Below are 21,063 nucleotides of genomic sequence, written 5' to 3'. Positions count from 1 at the left end.
GTCCGCGCCGATTCTCATCAAAAGAAAGATTGACACTTACCCTCAGCTTGATTATTTCATATTAATTATAATATAAATACTACAATGAGGTGATGCATGGATGAGCTGGCGTATCTTTCCAATGATTTTCTAAGGTTGACTGTATCTCCTGCCCTCGGGGGGAGCATTACCCGTCTGGATGCCTTTGTGGATGGCAAGTGGCAATCCTTTCTCAGACCCTGGGACAAAACCAATCATGTGTTGTCCACCGCCAGCTTTCCCATGGTGCCTTTTTGTAATCGTATTAATCAGGGAGTGTTCAATTGGCAGGGCCGGCTGATAGAGCTGGCAGCGAATCATCCTCCTGAGCCCCATGCTATTCATGGGTTTGGGTGGCAGCAGAAGTGGTTGGTTGAACATGAGTCCAGAAATCAGCTGATTATCAGCCATTATGAAGATGGTCGCCGTTGGCCATTCAACTACTTCTGTTGCCAACGCTTCTCATTAAGCCGTCGCAGTATCAGGGTCGAAATGACGATCTGCAACTATGGAAAGCAATACATGCCTGCCGGGCTGGGTTTTCATCCTTACTTTCCGTTGACGCAAGACACCAGACTAATCGCCCCGTGCAAAGGTAAATGGCTAACGGATAACGACATGATGTTATCCGTGAGGCAGCCCGCCCCCGAGGAGCTTATGTCAGCTCCAGGGCTGAAGTTGGCGGGGACAGGGCTGGATAACATGTTCACCGGGTTTGGGGGGCACTGCAGGATCATCTGGCCCGGGGCTGGATTAAGTTTAGCGATGCGTACCTCCGAAACCTGCGATTTTCTTCAGCTTTATGTTCCGGATGACCAGGACTTCTTTTGTGTTGAGCCCCAGAGTATCGCAGTGGATGGATTCAATCGTTATCAATCCGGCATGAGCGATGCTGGCGTGACAGTGCTTGCGCCCGGCAAGTCCTTGTCGATTTGGATGGAGCTGTTTCCCGGCACGCTGGCGGGATAAAACCAGTTATCTGCACATATCTCTTGTCTTTAGTCGTATTTATAATATAAATTAAATGTTAAGTATTTTTTAACAGACAGGGGGAGCAGGTGAAAGTTTTAGTCACCGGTGGAATGGGGTATATCGGCAGTCACACCTGCCTGGCGTTGCTGGAGGCAGGACACGAGCCGGTTATTTTTGACAATCTGTCCAACTCCAGTGCGCTTGTATTGGAGCAAATAGCAAAAATCAGTGGTGTCAAACCTGCTTTTATTGAGGGGGATATCAGGAATACAGATAAGCTGTATCAGGTCCTGACTGGCTATCAGTGTGATGCAGTGATCCACTTTGCGGCACTGAAAGCGGTAGGTGAGTCCACTGAGCACCCCCTGCGCTACTATGACAACAATGTCGCCGGCAGCCTGTCTTTGTTACGGGCAATGGACCGGGCCGCTGTGCGCCGGATTGTGTTCAGCTCTTCAGCGACGGTATACGGGGACCCTGACTATATCCCTATTGATGAAGCACATCCTGTGCGGGCAACCAATCCCTATGGCTGGAGTAAGGTGATGGTTGAGCAGCAACTGTCAGATCTGTGTGGGTCAGACCCACGTTGGCAGGCAACCTCTCTGCGTTATTTTAATCCCATAGGTGCCCATGAGTCTGGTGAGTTGGGGGATAACCCACTCGGTGTACCCAATAACCTTATGCCGTATATTGCGCAGGTCGCCGTGGGAAGACGGGCAAAACTCGAGATATTCGGTGCTGATTACCCAACAGTCGATGGCACCGGAGTCAGGGATTATATCCATGTGATGGATCTGGCGGCCGGGCACGTCAAAGCGCTGGACAATGATAATCATCAGAGCGGCTTTTTCGCCTGTAATCTGGGCACAGGCACAGGATACTCAGTGCTGCAGATGGTCGCAGCATTTACAGCGGTTTCCGGCGTACAGATCCCCTGTGAAATAAAATCCCGGCGTCCCGGCGATATCTCGAGCTCTTTCGCCGATCCCGGTTTGGCCAGACGTATCCTGAATTGGCAGAGCCAACGTGATCTGACAAGTATGGCAGCCGATATCTGGCGCTGGCAGACAAATTATCCAGCCGGAATATAGGAGTTGTTATGAGCGTATTTGAATCACCTCATCGCCGTTACAACCCTTTGTTGGACGAATGGGTTCTGGTTTCACCACACAGAAATAATCGCCCCTGGCAAGGTGCGGTGGAGGCTGTGGCCGGGGAAGAACTTCCTGTTTATGAGTCTGACTGCCCCTTGTGTCCGGGGAATGAGCGGGCCAATGGCGAACTCAATGCTGACTACCAGCACACCTTCGTATTTACCAATGATTTCGGCGCGATTAAGCCCGGACCGGTTCCGTCCACAGTGGAGTTTAGCCATCCATTAGCGCGGTTTGAGCCGGTTGACGGGGTTTGTCGGGTTGTCTGTTTCTCGCCTGATCACAGTAAGACACTGGCTGATATGGCGATTGATGATATTACCCGGGTTGTTTATACCTGGAGACAGCATTATCTGGAACTTTCCAATGATTATCCCTGTATCCATATTTTTGAGAATAAAGGGACTGCCATGGGGTGCTCTCAGCCTCATCCTCACGGCCAAATCTGGGCTCATCAACACAGGTCTTCAGAAATTGAGAAGGAAAATGCTTGTCAGGCGGCGTACTTCAGTGAGAAAGCGAGCTGTCTGCTGGATGATTATCTGCAGATGGAACTCGCAGATGGCAGTAGAACCGTTGCGGAAAATAACCACTGGATCGTCGTCGTTCCTTACTGGGCAAAATGGCCCTTTGAAACCTTGCTGCTCACCAAGTCAGGATTGACTGATATGGGTCAGCTTGATGAACAACAGGTTGAAGCACTGGCAGCTATATTGTCTGAGTTGACCATCCGTTACGACAATCTGTTTCGCTGTCGTTTTCCTTACTCCATGGGATGGCACAACGCGCCGGGTGATATGGAGGATAAGAGTCACTGGCGGCTGCATGCCCACTTTTATCCGCCGTTGCTGCGTTCTGCGACGGTGAAGAAATTTATGGTGGGGTATGAGATGTTGGCAGAGAGCCAACGTGATTTGACGCCGGAAAGAGCAGCCCACCTCCTCAGAGAGGTGAGCGGGGTACATTATTCAAAGGAGGCACAGCGGTGAATGCCCAAAAATTATTACAACAATTCGAGACATGCTTTACTGCTTCCGCCGAGGGGATAAGCAGTGCGCCGGGGCGGGTCAATCTGATTGGCGAGTTTACCGATTATAACGATGGCTTTGTTTTACCCTGTGCTTTGCAGTTTCGCACCAGTGTTGCCTATCGGCATCGAAGCGACAATTTGATAATGGTTTATTCCACCAATTATCCCGGTGAGAGTGAGGCTTTTGAATTAACCCATGAGCTTACCCAGGGGTTAAGTCATTGGGGGAATTATGTGCGGGCAGTCGCCGCTATCTATATGAAGAATGGCTATAAATTGGGTGGCCTTGATCTGCTGATCAGCTCCAATGTCCCTCAGGGGGCAGGCTTGTCCTCATCAGCCGCTCTTGAAGTGGCTCTGGGTGGCGCGCTGAACCAGGCTTTTGAGCTGGGTCTGTCTGCTGAGCAAATCGCGTTATTGGGTCAGCAGGCTGAAAATGATTTTATGGGGTGTCAGTGCGGCATTATGGATCAGCTGGTGTCAGCCAAAGCCCTTAAAAACCAGGCACTAAAGATAGACTGCCAAAACCTCGCCATTGAAAGTTATCCCATTCCTGATGAGTTGGCGCTGGTGGTAATCAACTCCAACTTCCCCCGCAAGCTGGTGGAAAGTGAATATAACCAGCGTCGTGCCGATTGCATGAATGCGGCAGCCAAGATGGGAGTGGCCAGTTTGCGTGAAGCGAATTTGGCAAAGCTGGAAGCCTGCGGTCATATGATGACCCAGAATGAGTTTAAACGTGCCCGTCATGTTATCAGTGAAAATCAAAGAGTGATTGAGGCAACTGAGGCGTTGCAAAACAATGATTTGGAAAAGCTAAGTGAGCTGATGGCAGCCTCTCACAGCTCCTTGCGGGATGACTTCGAGGTCACTGTGCCCGCGACAGATGGCCTGGTAGAGATTTGTCGCAGAACCCTGGGAGACAACTGCGCGACGCGCATGACAGGTGGAGGGTTCGGTGGGGCGGTTATCTGTATGTGTTCGCAGGAGGATGTGCCCAGATTGGTTGAGGCGATCCCGATGCTTTACCGAAAGCGTTTTGGCCTGAAGGAAACCATCTATATCGCCAGTGCCGGTGAGGGCCTGCAAACAGCCCTTTGTGCTGAAGCTGAAGTCAGCAAAATATAGGGAGAGGCCAGTGCAAAGAGTGCTTTTACTGGTTGGGGCTGTCAGTTTGGGATTGGCTGGCTGCGCCCCGCCGGAAAGCCCTTCGGCCTTGGATAAGACCTCCAGGCCCAATGTCATCTACATTCTTGCAGATGATTTGGGAATTGGAGATATCGGCGCCTATGGTCAGCAAAAAATCCGAACTCCCAACATAGACAGATTGGCTGCTGAGGGAATGCGCTTTTCCCGTCATTACTCCGGCAGTGCTGTGTGTGCGCCATCCAGAGCCAGTCTGATGACCGGCATGGATATGGGGCATGCGGCGGTCAGAGGCAACTATCAGCAAAAAAAAGTCCCGGCAACCCCGGATTTCCAGGGGCAATACCCTTTACCTCAGGGGAGTTTCACCCTGGCTCATCTGTTTCAGGATGCCGGTTATCAAACCGGGGCATTTGGTAAATGGGGACTGGGGTCACTGCAAAGCAGCGGTAATCCTCAGGCGATGGGATTTGATGAATTCTACGGCTACCTGGACCAGCGTAACGCCCACAACTATTTCCCCGGATTTCTGTGGCACAACCGCCGCATGGACAGTTTGCAAAATCCCCCTATCAATGTGCACCCAAGAACAGACAGTGCTGGCGATTACCAGGAATATATGGGGCCAGACTATGCGCCATATCTTATTGTTGCCCGTGCCAAAGAGTTTATCCGCAAGCATAAAGATGAAGCCTTCTTCCTTTACCTGCCCTTTGTTGTTCCCCATGCGGCTTTGCAGATCCCTGATACCGAGCTTGAAGGCTATGACTTTGATGAAACGCCCCACATGGTCACTGATAGAAGTGACTATACTCCCCATCCAAGGCCCAGAGCTGCGCGGGCAGCCATGATTTCCCGGATGGACAGGGATGTGGGAGAGGTCATGGCACTGCTGCAAGAGCTGGAGCTGGACAGCAATACTCTGGTGCTGTTTTCCAGTGACAATGGCGCAGCAACTGCAGGCGGATCTGATATTGAATTCTTTAACAGCACCAATGGCCTCAGGGGGGAGAAAGCGACCCTCTATGAAGGCGGAATTCGTGCGCCTTTGATAGCCCGTTGGCCCGGACAGGTTGAGCCGGGTTCACACAGTGGGGTGGTTTCCGCTTTCTGGGATATCTTGCCCACCTTTGCTGAGCTACTGGGAAAGACAGTTCCCGCTGATATTCAGGGGAAATCTGTCCTGTCCTCTATGCTGGAGCAGGATCAGACTCAGATCCACGACGCCTTATATTGGGAGTTCCACAGTAAGAACCCCTCGCAGGCTGTCATCATGGGTGACTGGAAGGCAATTCGGCACTATCACAAAACTGAAGGGCGAGGTCGCGCACTCTCTGCAGGACCGATTGCATTGTACAACCTGGCGAGAGATCCCGCTGAAACCAATAACCTGGCTTCCCTCCACCCTGAGCTGGTACAGCAGGCTGAGCAGTTGATGGCTCAGAGGCAGGTGTCTCCACGGGATGAGTGGAACTTTAATTAACGCGTGGGTGTTATTAAGAAATAACGCTTTCAGGCGGAGTTAGCAGGTAAGCCGTTACCCGCCCTGCTTCAGGCGGGTAAATCCGACAATCACCCGGAGGCGTGGGCCTCCTCAGTAACCGCTGCTGATAATTTCTCCCAGCTTTTGCTGCATAATCACGACTCTTTCCGGCTCTGTTGCCGCCAGATTTCGTTGCTCACCAATATCAGTCTCAAGGTTGAACACCTGCTGAGTGCCCTGCAATCCGGTTTCAATATCCTTATTGTGCAGCCAGGCAGGGAGGGACTCATTTTGCAGGGGTCTGATGTATTTCCATTTTCCGTGTCTCAGGGAGACAGTGCCCACCGACTCCAGTGCCAGCCAGTCTCTGCCCTTATCCGATTTTCCCAGCCAGGCGGGGGTTTGCACCTCACTGTCGATCGCTTCTGTGTCTGCCAGAGGTAAGCCGATGATATCTGCCATGGTGGCGTAAATATCCAACTGAGATACCAGAGCATCACTCTCTGCGGGCGCTATGGTACCCGGCCAGTAAACTATGGTTGGGACACGGGTTCCCGCTTCATAGGCGCTGTATTTGCCACCCCGTAAAGGTCCGGCGGGTTTGTGTTCGCCAAGGAGTTCCACCGCCATATCCTGATAACCATCATCCAGTACCGGGCCGTTGTCGCTGGTAAATATCAATATGGTGTTGTCAGCGATACCCAGCTTCTCCAGCTCCTCGACTATCTGTCCCGTCATCCAGTCCAGCTGCGCAATGGCATCTCCTCTTGGTCCCATGGTAGACGCATTCTTGAAGCGTGGGTTTGGCATTCTTGGTACATGAATGTCATGCATGGAGTGGAACAGGAAAAATGGCTGGTCTTTGTGCTTCCGCATAAAGTCGACGGCTTTGGCGGTAAAGATATCCGGGAACTCCTCGTCAACCCAATAGGCCGACTCTCCTCCTGTCATGCTGCCGATGCGGCTGACACCATTGACTATGGTATTGCTGTGTTGCGGATCAGCTTTAACTCTGAGTAACTCTGGGTGGGAGTGTCCTGTGGGTCGGTTGCCGATATTTTGCTGGTAGTTAACCTCCAGTGGATCATCCAGCTCCAGATTGACCACATGATGATTTTCCAGATAGACGGTGGGGACTCTGTCACCGGTCGCAGGCAACAGAAAGCTATAGTCAAAACCAATTTCCAAAGGACCGGGTTTGACCGCCTGATTCCAGTCCACCTCACCATAGCCCAGCCCCAGATGCCATTTACCTATCACTGCCGAAGCGTAACCGGCTTTTTTCAGTAACTTGGGCAAAGTAGGTTGCTCCGGGCTGATCAGTAAGGGAGCATCCCCTGGAAGAATGGCGGCTTTACTGCGAAAACCGTGCTCACCGGTAAGCAATGAATAACGGGAAGGAGTACAGGTGGCGGCTGAGGCATGAGCATCTGTCAGTTTGAGGCCTTTGGAGGCAATGGCATCAATATTGGGGGTTGCCACTCCTGTGGCACCATAACTGCCAACATCGCCATAACCCAGGTCGTCAGCATAGATGATCACCAGATTGGGCTTAGGTTGTTGGGCGACAGGCCTAATCTCCATATTCTGCTGCTTTTCGGGGGCTTCCTGACAGGCGCTGAGCGTCAGCACCAGCAGGTTCACAAGCCAGGGTCGATAATCTTTCATTTGTTCAGTCTCTTATTTGAATTGTCATGGGTTGATAGATCTGGATTGGCGGCGCAGGCCCCGGGCTGTAATCCGGATTTGGTTGGTCAGCCAGGGGGGCATGAGTATCTGTAAGCCATTGCGTCAGAATTTGGAAAAGTTGAGAGGTAATCGCAGGTTTAAGCTGTGCAAGGTCATGCTGTTCCCCCGGGTCAACACTCAGGTCAAACAGCAGGTTGGCACCGGTTTCCTTGTTATGGATCAGCTTGTACTTTCCTTTGCGGACAGCTGAAGCCGGGGTGTGTTTCCAGTAGCTGTAGTGGGGGAGTCCCCGAAAAGGAGCGTACTGCTGCATATACACAGGAGCATGCCAAAACAGGGTTCTGTCCGAGGCCTGCTTTTGTTGTAACGCCAAGCTCAGCAGGTTATCGGGAGCAGGAAAGCGGTGCAGTAAGCTTTTAAAGGCATTGAACAGATCAGACAGTTGTACCGGTGTGGCATTGGCAGTGTCTTTGGGAATGGCGGCTGGCCAGGATAAAACCAAAGGCGTTCGAATTCCTCCTTCATACAGTGTGCTCTTGGCTCCGCGGTAGGGCAGTGATGAGGTCACAGGCTCATAGCCACCATTATCTGAGGCAAACACCACAAGGGTATTGTCCCTTTTACCTGACTGCTGCAAAGCGGTCAGTAACTTGCCTATGTTGGCGTCCAGTCTGGCTATCATGGCAGCGTAGGCGGCATTTTTAATCTCCCCCTTAACCTGTCTGCCCTTATGTTTGGCTATCTCCCCGGGATACGCTTCTATCGGCGTGTGCACAGCATAATAGGGCAGGTACAGCAGGAAGGGGTCTTGTCGGGAGTGGATATAACGGATTGCCTCTCTGGTAATGCGATCGGTCAGATGCTCTCCCTGTATGCCATCGCCTTTCAATCCTTCAAGTTGACGTTTGTTCTTACTGTAGGGATAGAAGTAGCTCGGTGGATGCCCCAGATGGGAGGCTGCGTTGACGTATTGGAAACCATATTCAGTGGGGGCGGTTTTGCCCAGGTGCCATTTGCCTATTACTGCGGTTTGGTAACCGGCAGATTTAAAGAGATCTGCGATTGTTGTCAGCCCGGGTTCCAGTTCAGTCTTATTGACTGGTGGGATCAGTTTTCTCAGCTGGCTTTTGCCTCTGGCAGAATTGGCAACCGTGAGTATGCCGTGCTCTGCCGGCGTCAGGCCTGTCATCAAACTGGCTCTGCTGGGAGCGCAGTTAGCTGCATTGGTGTAAGCCTGGGTGAAGCTGACCCCTGAGGCTGCCAGACGGTCGATATTAGGAGTAGGGTACTGGGTTGCTCCATTTAGGCCTGTGTCCATAATGCCCAGATCGTCAGCCAGGATCAGCAACACATTGGGCCTGACCTTATCCAATACCGGCTGCTTAGTGTGGTTGGATGCAGAGGTAAGACCGGGAATCAGGATCAGCAGAGTAATAATCCAGATTCGATTTACTGCTGCCGTTTTATTCTGCATGGAATGCAATCCCCACCTGGGCAGTAGGAGTTCCATGTTGTTTATCAAGTGCTTTTTTATTCTGTTCATCCAGTCGTATTCACTCCATCAAGGTGTTAAACCCCACTTTTTATGTTGTTAAGGTGTAAGCCTTAGGTACTACGCCTGTTGCTTTTTTGATCGTTTTAAAATATTAATACTATAAATCATAAAAAACGAGAAGCGTTATCTGGCACGCAGTTGGTTCATAGACCCGTCAGCATAAGGTTTTACTGCTATAACAAATAAGTAACGATTGGAGGGTTTATGGCGTGGTTTCGTAAAAGCGCGATATCTCTGGCTTGTCTCAGTGCAATGTCAGTTATCTCGGGCCAGACTGTGGCGGCTGAGGGTGACAACAAAAAGGACAAAAAGCCCGAAATGGAGATTATTGAGGTTCGTGGAATTAAATCCAGCCTCAAAAAGGCACTGAATGACAAGCGTTATTCAGATCAGGTCGCCGATATGATCTCCGCTGAGGATATAGGCAAATTGCCCGATGAGAATGTCGCGGATGCGCTGCAGCGCGTTACCGGGGTAACGATTAACCGGGATTCGGGTGAAGGTTCTACTATCAGCGTGCGCGGGGTAGCTCCCGGGCTTAGCAATGTGACGATTAACGGTCAAAGCCAGGCCAGTGCCGCAGGTGAGGGACGTGAATTTTCCTTCGACGCTATCGCATCTGAGCATGTGTCTGCGCTGCAGGTGATTAAGAGTCCCACCGCAGATATGGAGGAGGGTGGCATTGGTGCGACGGTTAACGTGGTGACCCGACGTGCGCTGGATTTTAAAGATGATAAAACCAAGGTATCTGCCTTTGCCGACTATTCAGAGCTGACAGAGAAGACAGAGCCCAGACTGTCGGCGATGATAAGTCGTCAGAACGAAGATCAGACATTTGGCTTTTTGCTGTCAGCCAACCATTCAGTTCGCACTCTGCAGGAAGATGCTTTGCGCGGCTGGGGCTGGCGTGAATACAGTGTTGAAGAGAAAGATGGTGCTGTGGAAGGTGGTGAAGTCGGTGATGAATACTCTTACCTTAATCGCCTGAGGTATCAAACCGGCACCAAGGAGCGCACCCGCACGGGTGGCACGGTTTCGTTTCAATGGTTGCCCAGTGATGAACTAGAGCTTTACTGGGATGTACTTTACAGCCAACTGAAACAGATCCGTGATGAGACCTACCTTGAGACCCGTTTTCCTGCGGGTAATAACAAGACAGGGAAGAAAGTGATTCTGGATGGTTCAGACTCGGCAGTGATTAACCAAAACGGAACTCTTGTGGCCGCTCAGATTGACGGCGCACAGCTGTTTAACAGTGCCTGGCACAATGAGGAAACCACTAAAACTGTCACTTCAACTCTGGGTGGTGATTACCTGTTGAGCAACACCTGGGAACTCTCTGCTGAAGTAGGTTACTCCCATATTGAGCGCAACACCGATGACAATATCCGTTCCTTTGCTCAGGGTGATAAACCCGTGGATCTGGACTATCACCTGGACGGTCGCTTTCCGGTTATCGATTACTACAAAGACGCCAAAGGGGTAATAGGTGCTGACCACGAGCTGCTGAATCCGGGCGATCCTGATTTTTATACTACCAAAGCCCCTAACCTCAGGGTGCAGTTGTTTAATATCGAAGATACCAAAGCCACTGTTAAATTCGATGTGACCGGCACTCTGGATGGCGACTTGTTCAGCGCAATCAAGTTTGGAGCCATGGCCAAACATCAGAACAAGACTCGCATTAAAAATGAGGCGTTTATCAAGAAATTTGAGGGGCATAACCTAAGTGAATTCCCCGGAGAACAAGTGACCGGCCTGTATGAGGGATCTGATGCTGCAGTGTCCAGCTTAAGCTGGCGCCGTACGGATCTGTTTAAGATGCGTGAAACCGCACTGGCGGACGGATTTGACCTGACTCCAGAACCTGTACCTGAGTTTAACTATGACGTGACCGAAGATACTCAGGCGGTATATGTGCGTGCCGATTACGATACCGATGTATTCGGTAATATGCCGCTGCGGGGTAATCTGGGGGTACGTTATGTCAACACTGACGTTGAATCAAAAGGTGCCAGCGAAGAGCTGGATGGCAGCATAGTTGATCGTACGCTGGATAATGACTACTCGGACGTTTTGCCGTCATTCAACCTGGCTCTGGGGCTGACGGAGGATTTGCTGTTGCGCGGTGCTGTTGCCAAAGTGATGTCCCGTCCGTCCTTGAGTGATCTGTCCGCTCACAGATCTGTGAATGACAATGGTGATGGTTTAATTGTTATCCGTCAGGGAAATGTGGATCTGGACCCTTATCGTGCCATTGCCTATGACCTGTCGCTGGAGTGGTATTTTGATGAGGCCTCTGTACTGTCGGTGGCGGGTTTCTATAAGGATGTTGATTCATTTATCTTCGATTTGCGTCATGCGACTGTCGATCTGGATGGTAATGATGTGGAGATTATTGAACCGACCAACGGTGCCGGTGCTTCTGTGAAAGGGGCCGAGGTTGCCTTTCAGCATGCATTTGATTACCTGCCGGGATTCCTTAATGGCTTTGGGGTTAACCTGAACTACACCTACCAAACCAGTGATGCCGACTTCAATCGCGAAGGCGTTGATAACAGCTTCGGTATGCCAGGATTGTCACGTGATAGCTACAATGCAGTGGTGTTTTATGAGAAAGATGCGTTCAGCTCACGACTGGCATACAACTATCGAAGCAAGTATCTGATTGAACCTTCGGGTCGACAGGAAGATGTCGTGTTTGGGGATGACTATGGCCAGCTGGATTTCTCAGCCAGCTATGACATTACCAAGCAACTGACAGTCAGCTTTAATGCTATCAACCTCACTGATGCTGAGCAGCGTCAGTATGCCGAATTTGAAGAACGTCTGTATGAAAACTATATCTATGGCCGCCGCTACCATCTGGGGCTGAGCTATAGTTTCTAATATCAGGTGAATTGATAAAGGCCCCAGCAGGGGCCTTTTTTATTGTTAAAGCGTCATCTTGTTGGGGAGTCAGGGGTTGTTTCAACAGTCTGCCGTCAAAGATGCAAAGTTACGTAAATGTTGAAAAATGAGTTGTAATTAATTTGTATTATAAATAGTATCAATTGTAGGCAAACAATTGACAGAGACCAGCTACACACAGATGTGGCCAAGGCCCGGAGAGAAGGATGCGACTGATACTTTTGATAACCGCTCTGATTATGTTGTCAGGGTGTGATAAGTCACAGCAAGGTAAGCCTGCAGAGACGGAAGCAGCAAGGCCCAATATTCTGTGGATCTATGTGGAAGATATGAACGACTGGATGGGAGCCTTCGGCGACGATACCGTGCCCACCCCCAATATCGATAAACTGGCCAGCGAAGGAGTTCGCTTTGATCAGGTGATTATGCCTGCGCCTGTATGCTCTGCGGTTCGCTCTGCCATTATCACAGGGGATATGCAGACCACTCTGGGACTGCATAACCACAGAAGTGCCAGGTTTGAGTTCAATCCCATCACCTTGCCTCAGGGGCACAAGACTGTGCCTGAGCTGTTTCGTGAGCAGGGGTATGAAACCTTCAATATCGGCAAAGATGACTATAACTTCCATTACGACAGAACCCGTCTTTACTCCCTTGAACCAGGCCCTGTGGTTGGACATCAGAGACAGCTTGAAGGAGCAGAGTTTGATTGGGCAGCAAGATTGGCAGGATCGGGCAAGCCTTTCTTTGGACAGATACAGCTGAGGGGCGGCAAGTACAAGGGCAAGAATTCTCCAGTTGCTGTCTCCCCTGAGTCAGTAGAGCTTCCTGCTTACTATGCAGATCTGCCGTTAACCCGTGAGTATTGGGCTAAACAGTATGAGGCAGTGCATGTGACCGATCTGGATGTTGGCGCAATTCTCGCTGATCTTGCTGACAATGGCTTGCTGGAAAATACCGCTGTGTTTTTCTTTACTGACCATGGCAATGGCAGTCTGCGTCATAAGCAGTTTCTATACGATGGTGGCCTGCATGTTCCTCTGGTGGTCAGTTGGCCTGCGGGGCAGAGCACACTTCGACACAATGGGGCGGTGCGCAGCGAGCCTATCCGTGGATTGGATATAGGTGGCGCAAGCCTGGGACTGGCGGGTATCCCTATTCCGGATTATATGACCACGGAAAATTTCTTTGCTGCCGGTTATCAGCCCAGGCCTTGGATCATCTCAGCCAGAGACCGACTGGACTATACGTTTGATCGTATGCGCTCAGTTCGTACGGCGGAGTTTAAATATATTCGTAATTTCAGGGCAGAGCGCCCCTACATGCAGCCCCAGTATCGTGACCGCTGGCCCATGACCAGAGAGTACCGTCAGGCATACGCGGACGGCCATTTTACCCCACAACAGGCACAGTTTATGGCGGCAACCAAACCGGTTGAGGAGCTATATGACCTGAAGTGTGATCCTGATGAACTCAATAACCTGGCATTTGACCCTGAGTATCAGACGAAGATGGCAGAGCTGCGTGAAATATTGGACGGCTGGATGCGGGATACCGATGACCAGGGGCAGTATCCGGAAAGTGATGCAGGCATCCGCGAAGTACTGGAGTTCTATAACAAATGCCAGAGTCCTGAGTGCCTGGACTATCTGAAGCGTCATCAGCAAGTGCAAAACGACTGAGGAAATTACAATGAAAAGAAGAACTTTCATCAAGTCCATCTCAGGAGCGCTGGCGACCGCGTCCGTCAGCCCAGCCGCCAGCGTGCTGGCTGCAGACAAGCGGATATCCATTGCCGACTTCGGCCTGAAACCCAACTCCAGGGATGATGCCGTTCCTGCGTTGAAAAAAGCACTGGCCTATTGCAAACAGCATCCTGGTACGACTCTGGTGTTCCCATATGGACGATACGACTTCTGGAATACCCTGGCCGACAGGGATTTCTATTACATTTCCAATAATGATGACGGTATCAAGCCAGTGGCGTTTCCGCTGGTTGGGTTCAGCAATACCACCATAGATGGCCAGGGCTCCCGGTTTGTGTTCCATGGCGGTATGGTGCCTGCAATTGTGCGCCAGTCGAAGGGAATCACGCTTAAGAACTTTTCCATCGACTGGGATGTGCCGTTTCATTGCGAAGGCATCATCGAGGCAGTTAACCAAGACGAAAGTTACGTCGATATTCGTATCAAGGATGGCTTCAGTTACAAGGTTGAAAACAATCGCTTTATTTTTGTTGGTGAGGGATTTGAAAACCCGGTAATCAAAAACCTGTTGGAGTTTGATACTGAGCTGGCTGAACAGGCTTATATGGCCAGAGATAATTTTCAGCGGGAAATCCAGCCAGTGACCACTGAGATCCGTCCCGGTGTGTTGCGACTGCAAACCAAATTTGCTTCCTGGCCAAAAGTCGGCAATACCCTGTTAGTGATGCAGGAGCGTCGGGACTGGCCTGCCATAGCGGTACAGGAAACCAGTAATACCTGGCTTGAGCAGATCAATATTCACCACTCAGGGGCTATGGGAGTCATAGGTCAGCTTGCCGATGGAATCCATCTGGACAGGGTGCAGGTCGTGCCAGCCAGGCACAGCGGCCGTATTGTGTCTACCACGGTCGACGCGACCCACTTTGTCAATTGTCGTGGTCATATCGTACTGAAAGATTGCCTGTTTCAGGGACAGATTGACGACGGAACCAATATTCACGGCATGTATGGCCGGGTGGCGGAGATCCATGACAAACACAGGGTCACCTTTGAGCTGGTGCATTACCAGCAATTGGGTATCGATATCTTCAAACCCGGCAGTCAGGTGAACTTCAGTGACAAGGCGCTGCGGATTTTCCACCACAATCAAATAGTGGAGACCCAACGCAATGATGCCAAATACTGGACTGTCACATTTAAGGAGGCGTTGCCGGAGTCCCTTGCCGTTGATGATGTGATGGACAATATGAGCTGGCAGCCGGAGCAGGTGCTGATTACCGGCACCCGCTTTGCCAAAAACCGCGCCCGGGGAGGGCTGATCTCGGCGAAAGGTAACATCATCATTGAAAACAACTATTTCCATACACCTGGAATTGCCATCAAGATAGGTTCAGGTGGTGTTAAGTGGTATGAGTCCGGTCCTGTTCAATCTGTGCAGATCAGCAATAACCTGTTTGATAACTGTAACTATGCCAAAGCCTCTTCAGCCATAGATATTGTGCCCGGACGCAAGTCAGATGTTGACAGCGCTTTCCACCAGAATGTCCGAATTCATGACAATGAGTTCAGGGTGTTTAACGAGAGAGTGCTGACCGCCAGTCGCACCCATGGCGTACTTTTCGTCAACAATAAGATCCAGAAGACTGAGGCTTATCCCATGGAGGCGACTAAACTGGCGCCCCTGCAGATCGACAGGTCCACCCAGTTTGTATACAGCGGCAATGAGTTTGTTGGTTTTGATCGCAACAAGAAGCTGGTGTCTGTCAATGAAGTCAGGATACAGCGCAAAACCGGCAAGAACGGTGTTGAGGTGGAAGCCTGATGAAAAGCTTGTTACTGACCTCAATATTTGGCCTGCTGACAATATCCCAGGCTGTTGCTGAGCCAGCCCGGAAGGACAATCTGCTGTTTGTGATGACAGACGAGATGAAGTGGGATGTGATGGGTGTGGCCGGTCATCCTGTGGTGAAAACACCCAATCTGGATCGTCTGGCAGCCGAAGGCACCTACTACCAGACCGCCTATACTGTGGCCCCTATCTGCTCGCCATCACGACGCTCATTCTTTACTTCCCGCTATCCACATGTTCATGGGGTAACGGATAACAGTAAGCGGGCGCTGGCCAATGACGGCGAAGTTGACCTGCCCACTTTGCTTAAATATCAGGGCTATGAGACAGCGATTTCCGGGAAGTTACACTTTTACCCCGAGTGGCATGACTGGAGTTTCGATCACTTCTGGTCCCGCAGCAGTGAAGGGCCCAACAAGTTGCAGAATTATCGCCAGTATATGCAGGCTAAATACGGTGCCGATGCCTTCGCCCCCAAGCCGGGGAGTGTACTCTTCCCCGATGACCCTCTGGGCCATGACCTGGGCGAGTACCAGTTTGCAAAAGAGGACTTTGAGACCTTTTGGCTGACTGACCGAGCCCTTGAATTCCTTGATGGCAGAAGCGAAGAGAAGCCCTTTTTCCTGTTCCTGAGCTTTAATGAGCCCCACAGCCCTTACCGGGCCACTCAGCCCTACGCATCCATGTATGACCCGGACAAGCTGGATGTTCCTGAGTTACCTGAGGGAGTCAGGGCCGAGCGTCAACAGGCGATTGCCAAAGGAGTTAAGGGTAAGTCCCGGCACCTGATTGATGATGAGCAGATGATGCGGGAGCTTACAGCTCAGTATTTTGGTCATATCACCAATGTCGATGACAACCTGGGACGGGTTCTGAGCTATCTGGACAGCTCAGGTCTGGCAGATAACACCATAGTGGTGTTCAGTGCTGACCACGGCAATATGCTGGGCGATCACGGTAAATGGTTCAAAGGGGTGATGTATGAAGGCTCCAGCCGGGTGCCTTTGATTATTCGGGCTGGTAAGAGCACCCGCTATGCCAGGGTAATGAACCAGGGCAAGGTGGTTGAGCAGGTGGTGGAAAGTATAGATGTCATGCCGACTCTGCTGGAGATGATGGCGATAGAACTGCCATCCGGGATGCAGGGGCAGTCTTTGCTGCCGTTAACCTCCGGCAAGACTGACAGCTGGAAGAACCATGCTTTCTCCCAGCGTACCGATTACATGTTCCGGCAGGACCACTTCAAACTGATTGTGCCCGGCAAACCCGGACGTGGGGAGTTGGAGTTGTACGATCTGAGTGCCGATCCCGGTGAGCATAACAACCTGGCCAATAAGCCTGAATACCAGCAAAAAGTGGCGCAGATGCGTGCTGCTGTTGTGGCCTGGCAGGAGGATAAACCTGCGCCAATTCAAGTCTCCGGGCTGGCGGCTCCGGACCATCTGTTTAACAGCGAGGCGCTGCGCCAGGCGCACAGTAAATCTATCAAGGCCATGATGGCTAAACACCCAAAGTGCTTTAACAACCTCTGTGAAAAGGCACCTGAGGCAGGAGAAAAACAATGATAAAACTTGCCCCTGTTTCATTTCTTAAACCTGTGGTTGCATTGCTGGCCCTGACGTTACCAGTGGCCTGTGCTCAAACCTCTGATGTACCTGAGGTCGCAGAGAAAAATCAGCCCAATATCCTGCTGCTGTTCGCCGATGATCTGGGCTGGACAGATCTTGGGTACCGCAGCGGTCGCTGGGATACACCCAATATAGATGCATTGAAACAGCAGAGTCTGGAGTTCACCCGGGCCTATGTCGCTTCGCCAACCTGCAGCCCAAGCAGGGCATCTGTGATTACGGGTCAGCACCCGGCCAGACTGAAGATGCCCAGACATATACCTGACGGCAAGCAGGAGTTGGGCTTTGATAAATTCCACAGGGCGACCACAGAGTTTCACCGGTTGCCGACGGACCCGGCTCAGGAGCCTTCACGAAATTATCTGCCACTGGAGCTGACCTCTATCGCCGAGGCGGTAAAGCCTCTGGGCTATTACACTGCTTTTTCAGGCAAATGGCATCTTGGCTCAGAAGAGTACTTTCCGGTTAAACAGGGGTTTGATGAGCAGTTTGGGGTATCCACTGCGGGCCATCCTAAAAGCTATACAGCCCCTTTCTGGGAGCCTTACCGTAATCCCTATCCGGATGCTCCAAAGGGCAAATATCTGACAGAGCGGCTCACTGATGATGTGGTGGCCTTTATCAAAGGTTATGACAAACAGCAACCTTTTATGCTCACCAACTTTTATTACACAGTGCACACCCCACATCGTGGGCCTGCTGCCGGGGTGAAAAAATATATGGAGCGCGGGCTGGATAAGCGTTATGCCAACTTTGGCGCCATGGTTGAAGCCCTGGACACGTCTGTCGGACGCATCCTGGCGGCACTTGAGGAGTCAGGACAGGCCGACAACACCATTGTCATATTCTATTCAGATCAGGGTGGTTACTTTACCAATGCTCCTCTGAGGGGAGGCAAGATTGGTGGTATGGCTCTTTATGAAGGCGGAGCCAGAGTCCCTATGTTGGTGCGTTGGCCCGGCGTGACTAAGGCGGGAGCTGTCTCTGAGCAACTGGTGTTGTCCACGGATATTCTGCCCACATTTGTGGATATCGGCGGCGGCGAACCCGGTGATTTTGACAACCTTGATGGCCAGAGCATGGTGCCCCTGATTAAAGGGCAGAGCTCAGACCGTCAGGAGGTGATTCTGTACCGCAACTACGAAGATGCCTACGCCGCGGTCATAGGTGAACGCTGGAAGTTAATCGCCTTTGTGTCCGGCAAGGCAGAGTTGTATGACCTGCAAAATGATCCGGCTGAGTCCACTGATATAGCAGCAAAACACCCCGGGCGGGTAACCGCCATGAAGCAGACCTTGCTGGATTGGCAAAAAGATGTGGGTGTTGCGCCTGAATTAAAACGACCCAATTTGCTCTGAGTTGTTTCTTCTGTCTGGCGTTGGTATGGCTGCCGGGCAGGGGAATATTGCTCTCTGCGCTGTTGAGAGAGTGAGCCATACCAATTGATGTTCCTTGTGTATTGTTGATCCAACCTTGTGATTCCCGAAGTTCAGTCCGGCTCCGATTGAACTTCGGTTTTTTTTGCCTTCCCATCCTGGTTTCTCAGATCAGGATATTTACCACTGAACCACTTAGTGGATTTCTGTCACAGGCTCAGATGGTCGACGGAGACTCAAGTCCAAACCTGAAATCTCTTACTCAGCGACCATGAAGATCGCCCCGGGCTATCGGATACTTCCCGGTCTTTAGCTGTTGCCGGCAGTCACTGCTGCCCCAGTTGTCTTAACTTTTGGTAAAGCTTGATATTGCCGCTCTTACGGGCGAGTGATCGGCCCAGTTGAATAAGCTCTGCTGAAGCCGGATACCTATCCAGATACTCCTGCAGGTAGCCGACTGCGTCAGCCACTTTGCCGTTATGGTCCAGTGCCATCAGATAGACATACAGGTACTGGCTGTTAACCGGGATAAGCTGGTAAGCCTGCTGTAAATGAGTCTCGGCCTTGATGTACTCTTTTTGCCTGATCAGGTGCAGACCATAACCATAGTGAAGCTCTGCAGAGTCTGGGTTGTGTTGCAACCCCCCGGAAAAGGTTGCTGCAGCTTTGCCATCTTGCCGGGTTGCCCGATAAATATCAGCCAGATTGATATAAGCCGGGGGAAAGTATGGGTCTGTGCTGATACTGCGTTGCAACTCAGGAATGGCTTGCTGCCAGCGACCATTGGCCAGCAGCTGCAGCGCCTGATTCAACCTGCCTTCACCCCGCCAGCTGCTGATCTGGTTTACCCTGGAAAGCTCTACTCCCGCACTGGTGTTGATATCCATGCCCAGGGATCTGGCTGCGGCGATACGTACCGCTTTTACCTTGTCTGCCAGCAATGGGGTGAGCAGTTTATCCTTTTGCTGCTGGCTTAACAGATAGCCAAGGTTTGCGGCAGCGGTTCTCAGCAGCGTCTCTGGGTGAGCCAGATAACCGCCCAGCCATTCCGATGGCAGGCTTTCATGGGTTAAAGGCAGCAGCTCAAGCGCGCTTGCTCTTGATAACAGGGGAAGCCTGGTGTCGTCGATAATCTCTCTGTGGGAGTTGGCAGCCAATGGCAACCCTGCCCTGAGCAGGTGCAGCCTCCCTTCACTGGCGGAGAGTGGCATCTCCCGGCCATAGAGTTTGACTACTGCCTTAGTAGCCCAATCCTCATCTTTATCTTTGTGGCATCCAGTGCAGGCGTCCGGCGCGCCGATATTGGCTGAATGGGAAGGACGGGGAACAGAAAAGCTGTGATCCCGCCTGTCATCGACTCCCATATAACGGGTTTGCGGCATGTGGCAGTCGACGCAATGGCTACCGGGTGTATTGGGTTGGTGCTGCAGGTGAGTCTGGAGATTATAGTGCTCCGGGCTGTGGCATTGCAGACACAGGCCATTTCCTTCGGCCTTAAGCTTCATGGTGTGGCTGTCATGGCAATCCAGGCAATTGACTCTAGCCTGAGCCATTTTGCTCTGCATAAAGGAGCCGTAAACATACACCTCCTCCTTTATTTGACCATCTGCATGGTACATGGGGGCATTGATTAGTTGGGGGGAAAACTGATCGAGGAAGTGTTTGCCTGGCTGGAACCCATCGGTCAGTGGGGTTCGCAGTGAGTGGCAGGCGAAGCAGCTATCCATAAAGCTGTTATCCCTTTTCTCACCCTGCCAGGATGCAATCTTTTGTCCGGGCAGCCTTCGCCATATTCCTGAGTTTTTTAAGCTCATTGGGTTTGGAGAGATATTCTCCGCCGCTATAGCGTCAGGGGAGGTTTTGCCGTGGGCGGGCATCTGACCATGACAGGAGATACACCCCACATTGATATTGTCCCACTGGGTCCTGAAGTTATCCTGATTGACGTCATATTGCCTGACGAGGCCATCAGAGTGACAGTCTGCACACATACCATTCCAGTTTTGCAGCGGCTGTCGCCAATGGAGTCTATCGTCAGGAGAGATCTCCTCTGCATAGTTGTGGTACCAGTTCTGACCGCCTTCCTCTGTGGGGCGACTGTCCCAGGCAAAGGGCAGTACCTGAAGCTTTCCCTTGCCGGTATCAACCAAATATTGCTGCAGGGGGTAATGGCCAAAACTGTAGAGCACTTCGAAGGTCTCTGATTTATCTCCATAGCTGACCTCTGCCATGAGCTTATTGCCATCACTGAAGAAGCGGGCTCGCTGGCCATAGTGAGTCGCCGTGACACCTGAAAAATTACCCAACACACTGCCTTTGGTTGCGGTCGCCATGGCATTGGCATGATCCGATTTTTGCCATAGTCCGGCCTGCGTCTGATGACAATTGATACAGGTTTGATTTGAGTGGGCGACAGGCTTTTCAGTGGGAGTCAGCGGCTGAGCCCTGCACAGAACCGGGATAAAGAGGATCAGAACAAGCAGCCTGAATATCGACGCCATGGCTCAACTCCGTTTGGCACCGCCTAGGGAAGCGCGATGCTGC

At 51.4% G+C, this 21,063-nt stretch carries 13 protein-coding genes; 10 read left to right on the top strand and 3 right to left on the bottom strand.

The annotated features are described in order from the left end of the window. The first annotated feature begins 96 nt into the window (after positions 1 to 96). The 5 genes from L2725_RS07905 to L2725_RS07885 all read left to right on the top strand — a co-directional run bounded on the left by L2725_RS07905 (position 97) and on the right by L2725_RS07885 (position 5,806). Positions 97 to 987 (top strand): aldose 1-epimerase, encoded by an 891-nt coding sequence (locus L2725_RS07905; RefSeq protein ID WP_248935323.1) that lies wholly within the window; start codon positions 97 to 99, stop codon positions 985 to 987. Positions 988 to 1,076: 89 nt separating this feature from the next. After that, on the top strand, positions 1,077 to 2,084 hold the full coding sequence (gene galE / locus L2725_RS07900) for a UDP-glucose 4-epimerase GalE (RefSeq protein ID WP_249248440.1): 1,008 nt from the start codon (positions 1,077 to 1,079) through the stop codon (positions 2,082 to 2,084). Between the two features lie 8 nt (positions 2,085 to 2,092). Continuing rightward, positions 2,093 to 3,136, top strand: coding sequence for a UDP-glucose--hexose-1-phosphate uridylyltransferase (locus L2725_RS07895; RefSeq protein WP_249248439.1), 1,044 nt, complete (start codon positions 2,093 to 2,095; stop codon positions 3,134 to 3,136). After that, entirely contained in the window at positions 3,133 to 4,305 is a 1,173-nt protein-coding gene (gene galK, locus L2725_RS07890; protein ID WP_249248438.1) for a galactokinase, read from the top strand. The genes L2725_RS07895 and galK overlap by 4 nt, the downstream gene beginning before the upstream one ends. Positions 4,306 to 4,315: 10 nt before the next feature. Next, entirely contained in the window at positions 4,316 to 5,806 is a 1,491-nt protein-coding gene (locus L2725_RS07885; protein ID WP_249248437.1) for an arylsulfatase, read from the top strand. A 111-nt stretch (positions 5,807 to 5,917) separates the two neighbouring features. Here L2725_RS07885 and L2725_RS07880 read toward each other — a convergent pair whose 3' ends face one another. Together L2725_RS07880 and L2725_RS07875 are read right to left on the bottom strand one after the other, a co-directional pair. Next, on the bottom strand, positions 5,918 to 7,474 hold the full coding sequence (locus L2725_RS07880; protein WP_249248436.1) for a sulfatase family protein: 1,557 nt from the start codon (positions 7,472 to 7,474) through the stop codon (positions 5,918 to 5,920). A gap of 4 nt (positions 7,475 to 7,478) precedes the next feature. Then, on the bottom strand, positions 7,479 to 8,969 hold the full coding sequence (locus L2725_RS07875) for a sulfatase (protein ID WP_249248435.1): 1,491 nt from the start codon (positions 8,967 to 8,969) through the stop codon (positions 7,479 to 7,481). 285 nt (positions 8,970 to 9,254) lie between these two features. On the opposite strand from L2725_RS07875, the gene L2725_RS07870 reads away from it, so the two are divergent. The 5 genes from L2725_RS07870 to L2725_RS07850 all read left to right on the top strand — a co-directional run bounded on the left by L2725_RS07870 (position 9,255) and on the right by L2725_RS07850 (position 18,501). Next, positions 9,255 to 11,939, top strand: coding sequence for a TonB-dependent receptor (locus tag L2725_RS07870; protein ID WP_249248433.1), 2,685 nt, complete (start codon positions 9,255 to 9,257; stop codon positions 11,937 to 11,939). Between the two features lie 227 nt (positions 11,940 to 12,166). Continuing rightward, positions 12,167 to 13,642: a sulfatase family protein gene (locus L2725_RS07865; protein WP_249248432.1), complete on the top strand. Its 1,476-nt coding sequence runs from the start codon at positions 12,167 to 12,169 to the stop codon at positions 13,640 to 13,642. Positions 13,643 to 13,652: 10 nt separating this feature from the next. Then, positions 13,653 to 15,488 (top strand): alpha-1,3-galactosidase-related protein, encoded by a 1,836-nt coding sequence (locus tag L2725_RS07860; protein WP_249248431.1) that lies wholly within the window; start codon positions 13,653 to 13,655, stop codon positions 15,486 to 15,488. Continuing rightward, a complete protein-coding gene (locus tag L2725_RS07855) occupies positions 15,488 to 17,080 on the top strand; it encodes a sulfatase family protein (RefSeq protein ID WP_249248430.1) in 1,593 nt (530 codons plus the stop codon). Before L2725_RS07860 ends, L2725_RS07855 begins: the two co-directional genes overlap by 1 nt. Beyond that, complete coding sequence (locus L2725_RS07850) at positions 17,077 to 18,501, top strand: sulfatase (protein ID WP_249248429.1); 1,425 nt, start codon at positions 17,077 to 17,079, stop codon at positions 18,499 to 18,501. The genes L2725_RS07855 and L2725_RS07850 overlap by 4 nt, the downstream gene beginning before the upstream one ends. A gap of 344 nt (positions 18,502 to 18,845) precedes the next feature. Here L2725_RS07850 and L2725_RS07845 read toward each other — a convergent pair whose 3' ends face one another. Further along, on the bottom strand, positions 18,846 to 21,020 hold the full coding sequence (locus L2725_RS07845) for a tetratricopeptide repeat protein (protein ID WP_249248428.1): 2,175 nt from the start codon (positions 21,018 to 21,020) through the stop codon (positions 18,846 to 18,848). Positions 21,021 to 21,063: the final 43 nt, after the last annotated feature.

Origin of the sequence: Shewanella corallii (assembly GCF_023349125.1) — a bacterium.
GTDB classification, from domain to species: Bacteria; Pseudomonadota; Gammaproteobacteria; order Enterobacterales; family Shewanellaceae; genus Shewanella; species Shewanella corallii.
Note: the sequence above shows the minus strand (reverse complement) of the source record. Positions and strands in the feature narration are given on the sequence as shown.

What these genes read in the sequence shown, in the direction of transcription:
- L2725_RS07905 (WP_248935323.1), top strand. Translation starts at nt 97, where the DNA reads ATGGATGAGCTGGCGTATCTTTCCAATGATTTTCTAAGGTTGACTGTA.
- L2725_RS07895 (WP_249248439.1), top strand. Translation starts at nt 2,093, where the DNA reads ATGAGCGTATTTGAATCACCTCATCGCCGTTACAACCCTTTGTTGGAC.
- L2725_RS07880 (WP_249248436.1), bottom strand. Translation starts at nt 7,474, where the DNA reads ATGAAAGATTATCGACCCTGGCTTGTGAACCTGCTGGTGCTGACGCTC.
- L2725_RS07875 (WP_249248435.1), bottom strand. Translation starts at nt 8,969, where the DNA reads ATGCAGAATAAAACGGCAGCAGTAAATCGAATCTGGATTATTACTCTG.
- L2725_RS07870 (WP_249248433.1), top strand. Translation starts at nt 9,255, where the DNA reads ATGGCGTGGTTTCGTAAAAGCGCGATATCTCTGGCTTGTCTCAGTGCA.
- L2725_RS07865 (WP_249248432.1), top strand. Translation starts at nt 12,167, where the DNA reads ATGCGACTGATACTTTTGATAACCGCTCTGATTATGTTGTCAGGGTGT.
- L2725_RS07860 (WP_249248431.1), top strand. Translation starts at nt 13,653, where the DNA reads ATGAAAAGAAGAACTTTCATCAAGTCCATCTCAGGAGCGCTGGCGACC.
- L2725_RS07855 (WP_249248430.1), top strand. Translation starts at nt 15,488, where the DNA reads ATGAAAAGCTTGTTACTGACCTCAATATTTGGCCTGCTGACAATATCC.
- L2725_RS07850 (WP_249248429.1), top strand. Translation starts at nt 17,077, where the DNA reads ATGATAAAACTTGCCCCTGTTTCATTTCTTAAACCTGTGGTTGCATTG.
- L2725_RS07845 (WP_249248428.1), bottom strand. Translation starts at nt 21,020, where the DNA reads ATGGCGTCGATATTCAGGCTGCTTGTTCTGATCCTCTTTATCCCGGTT.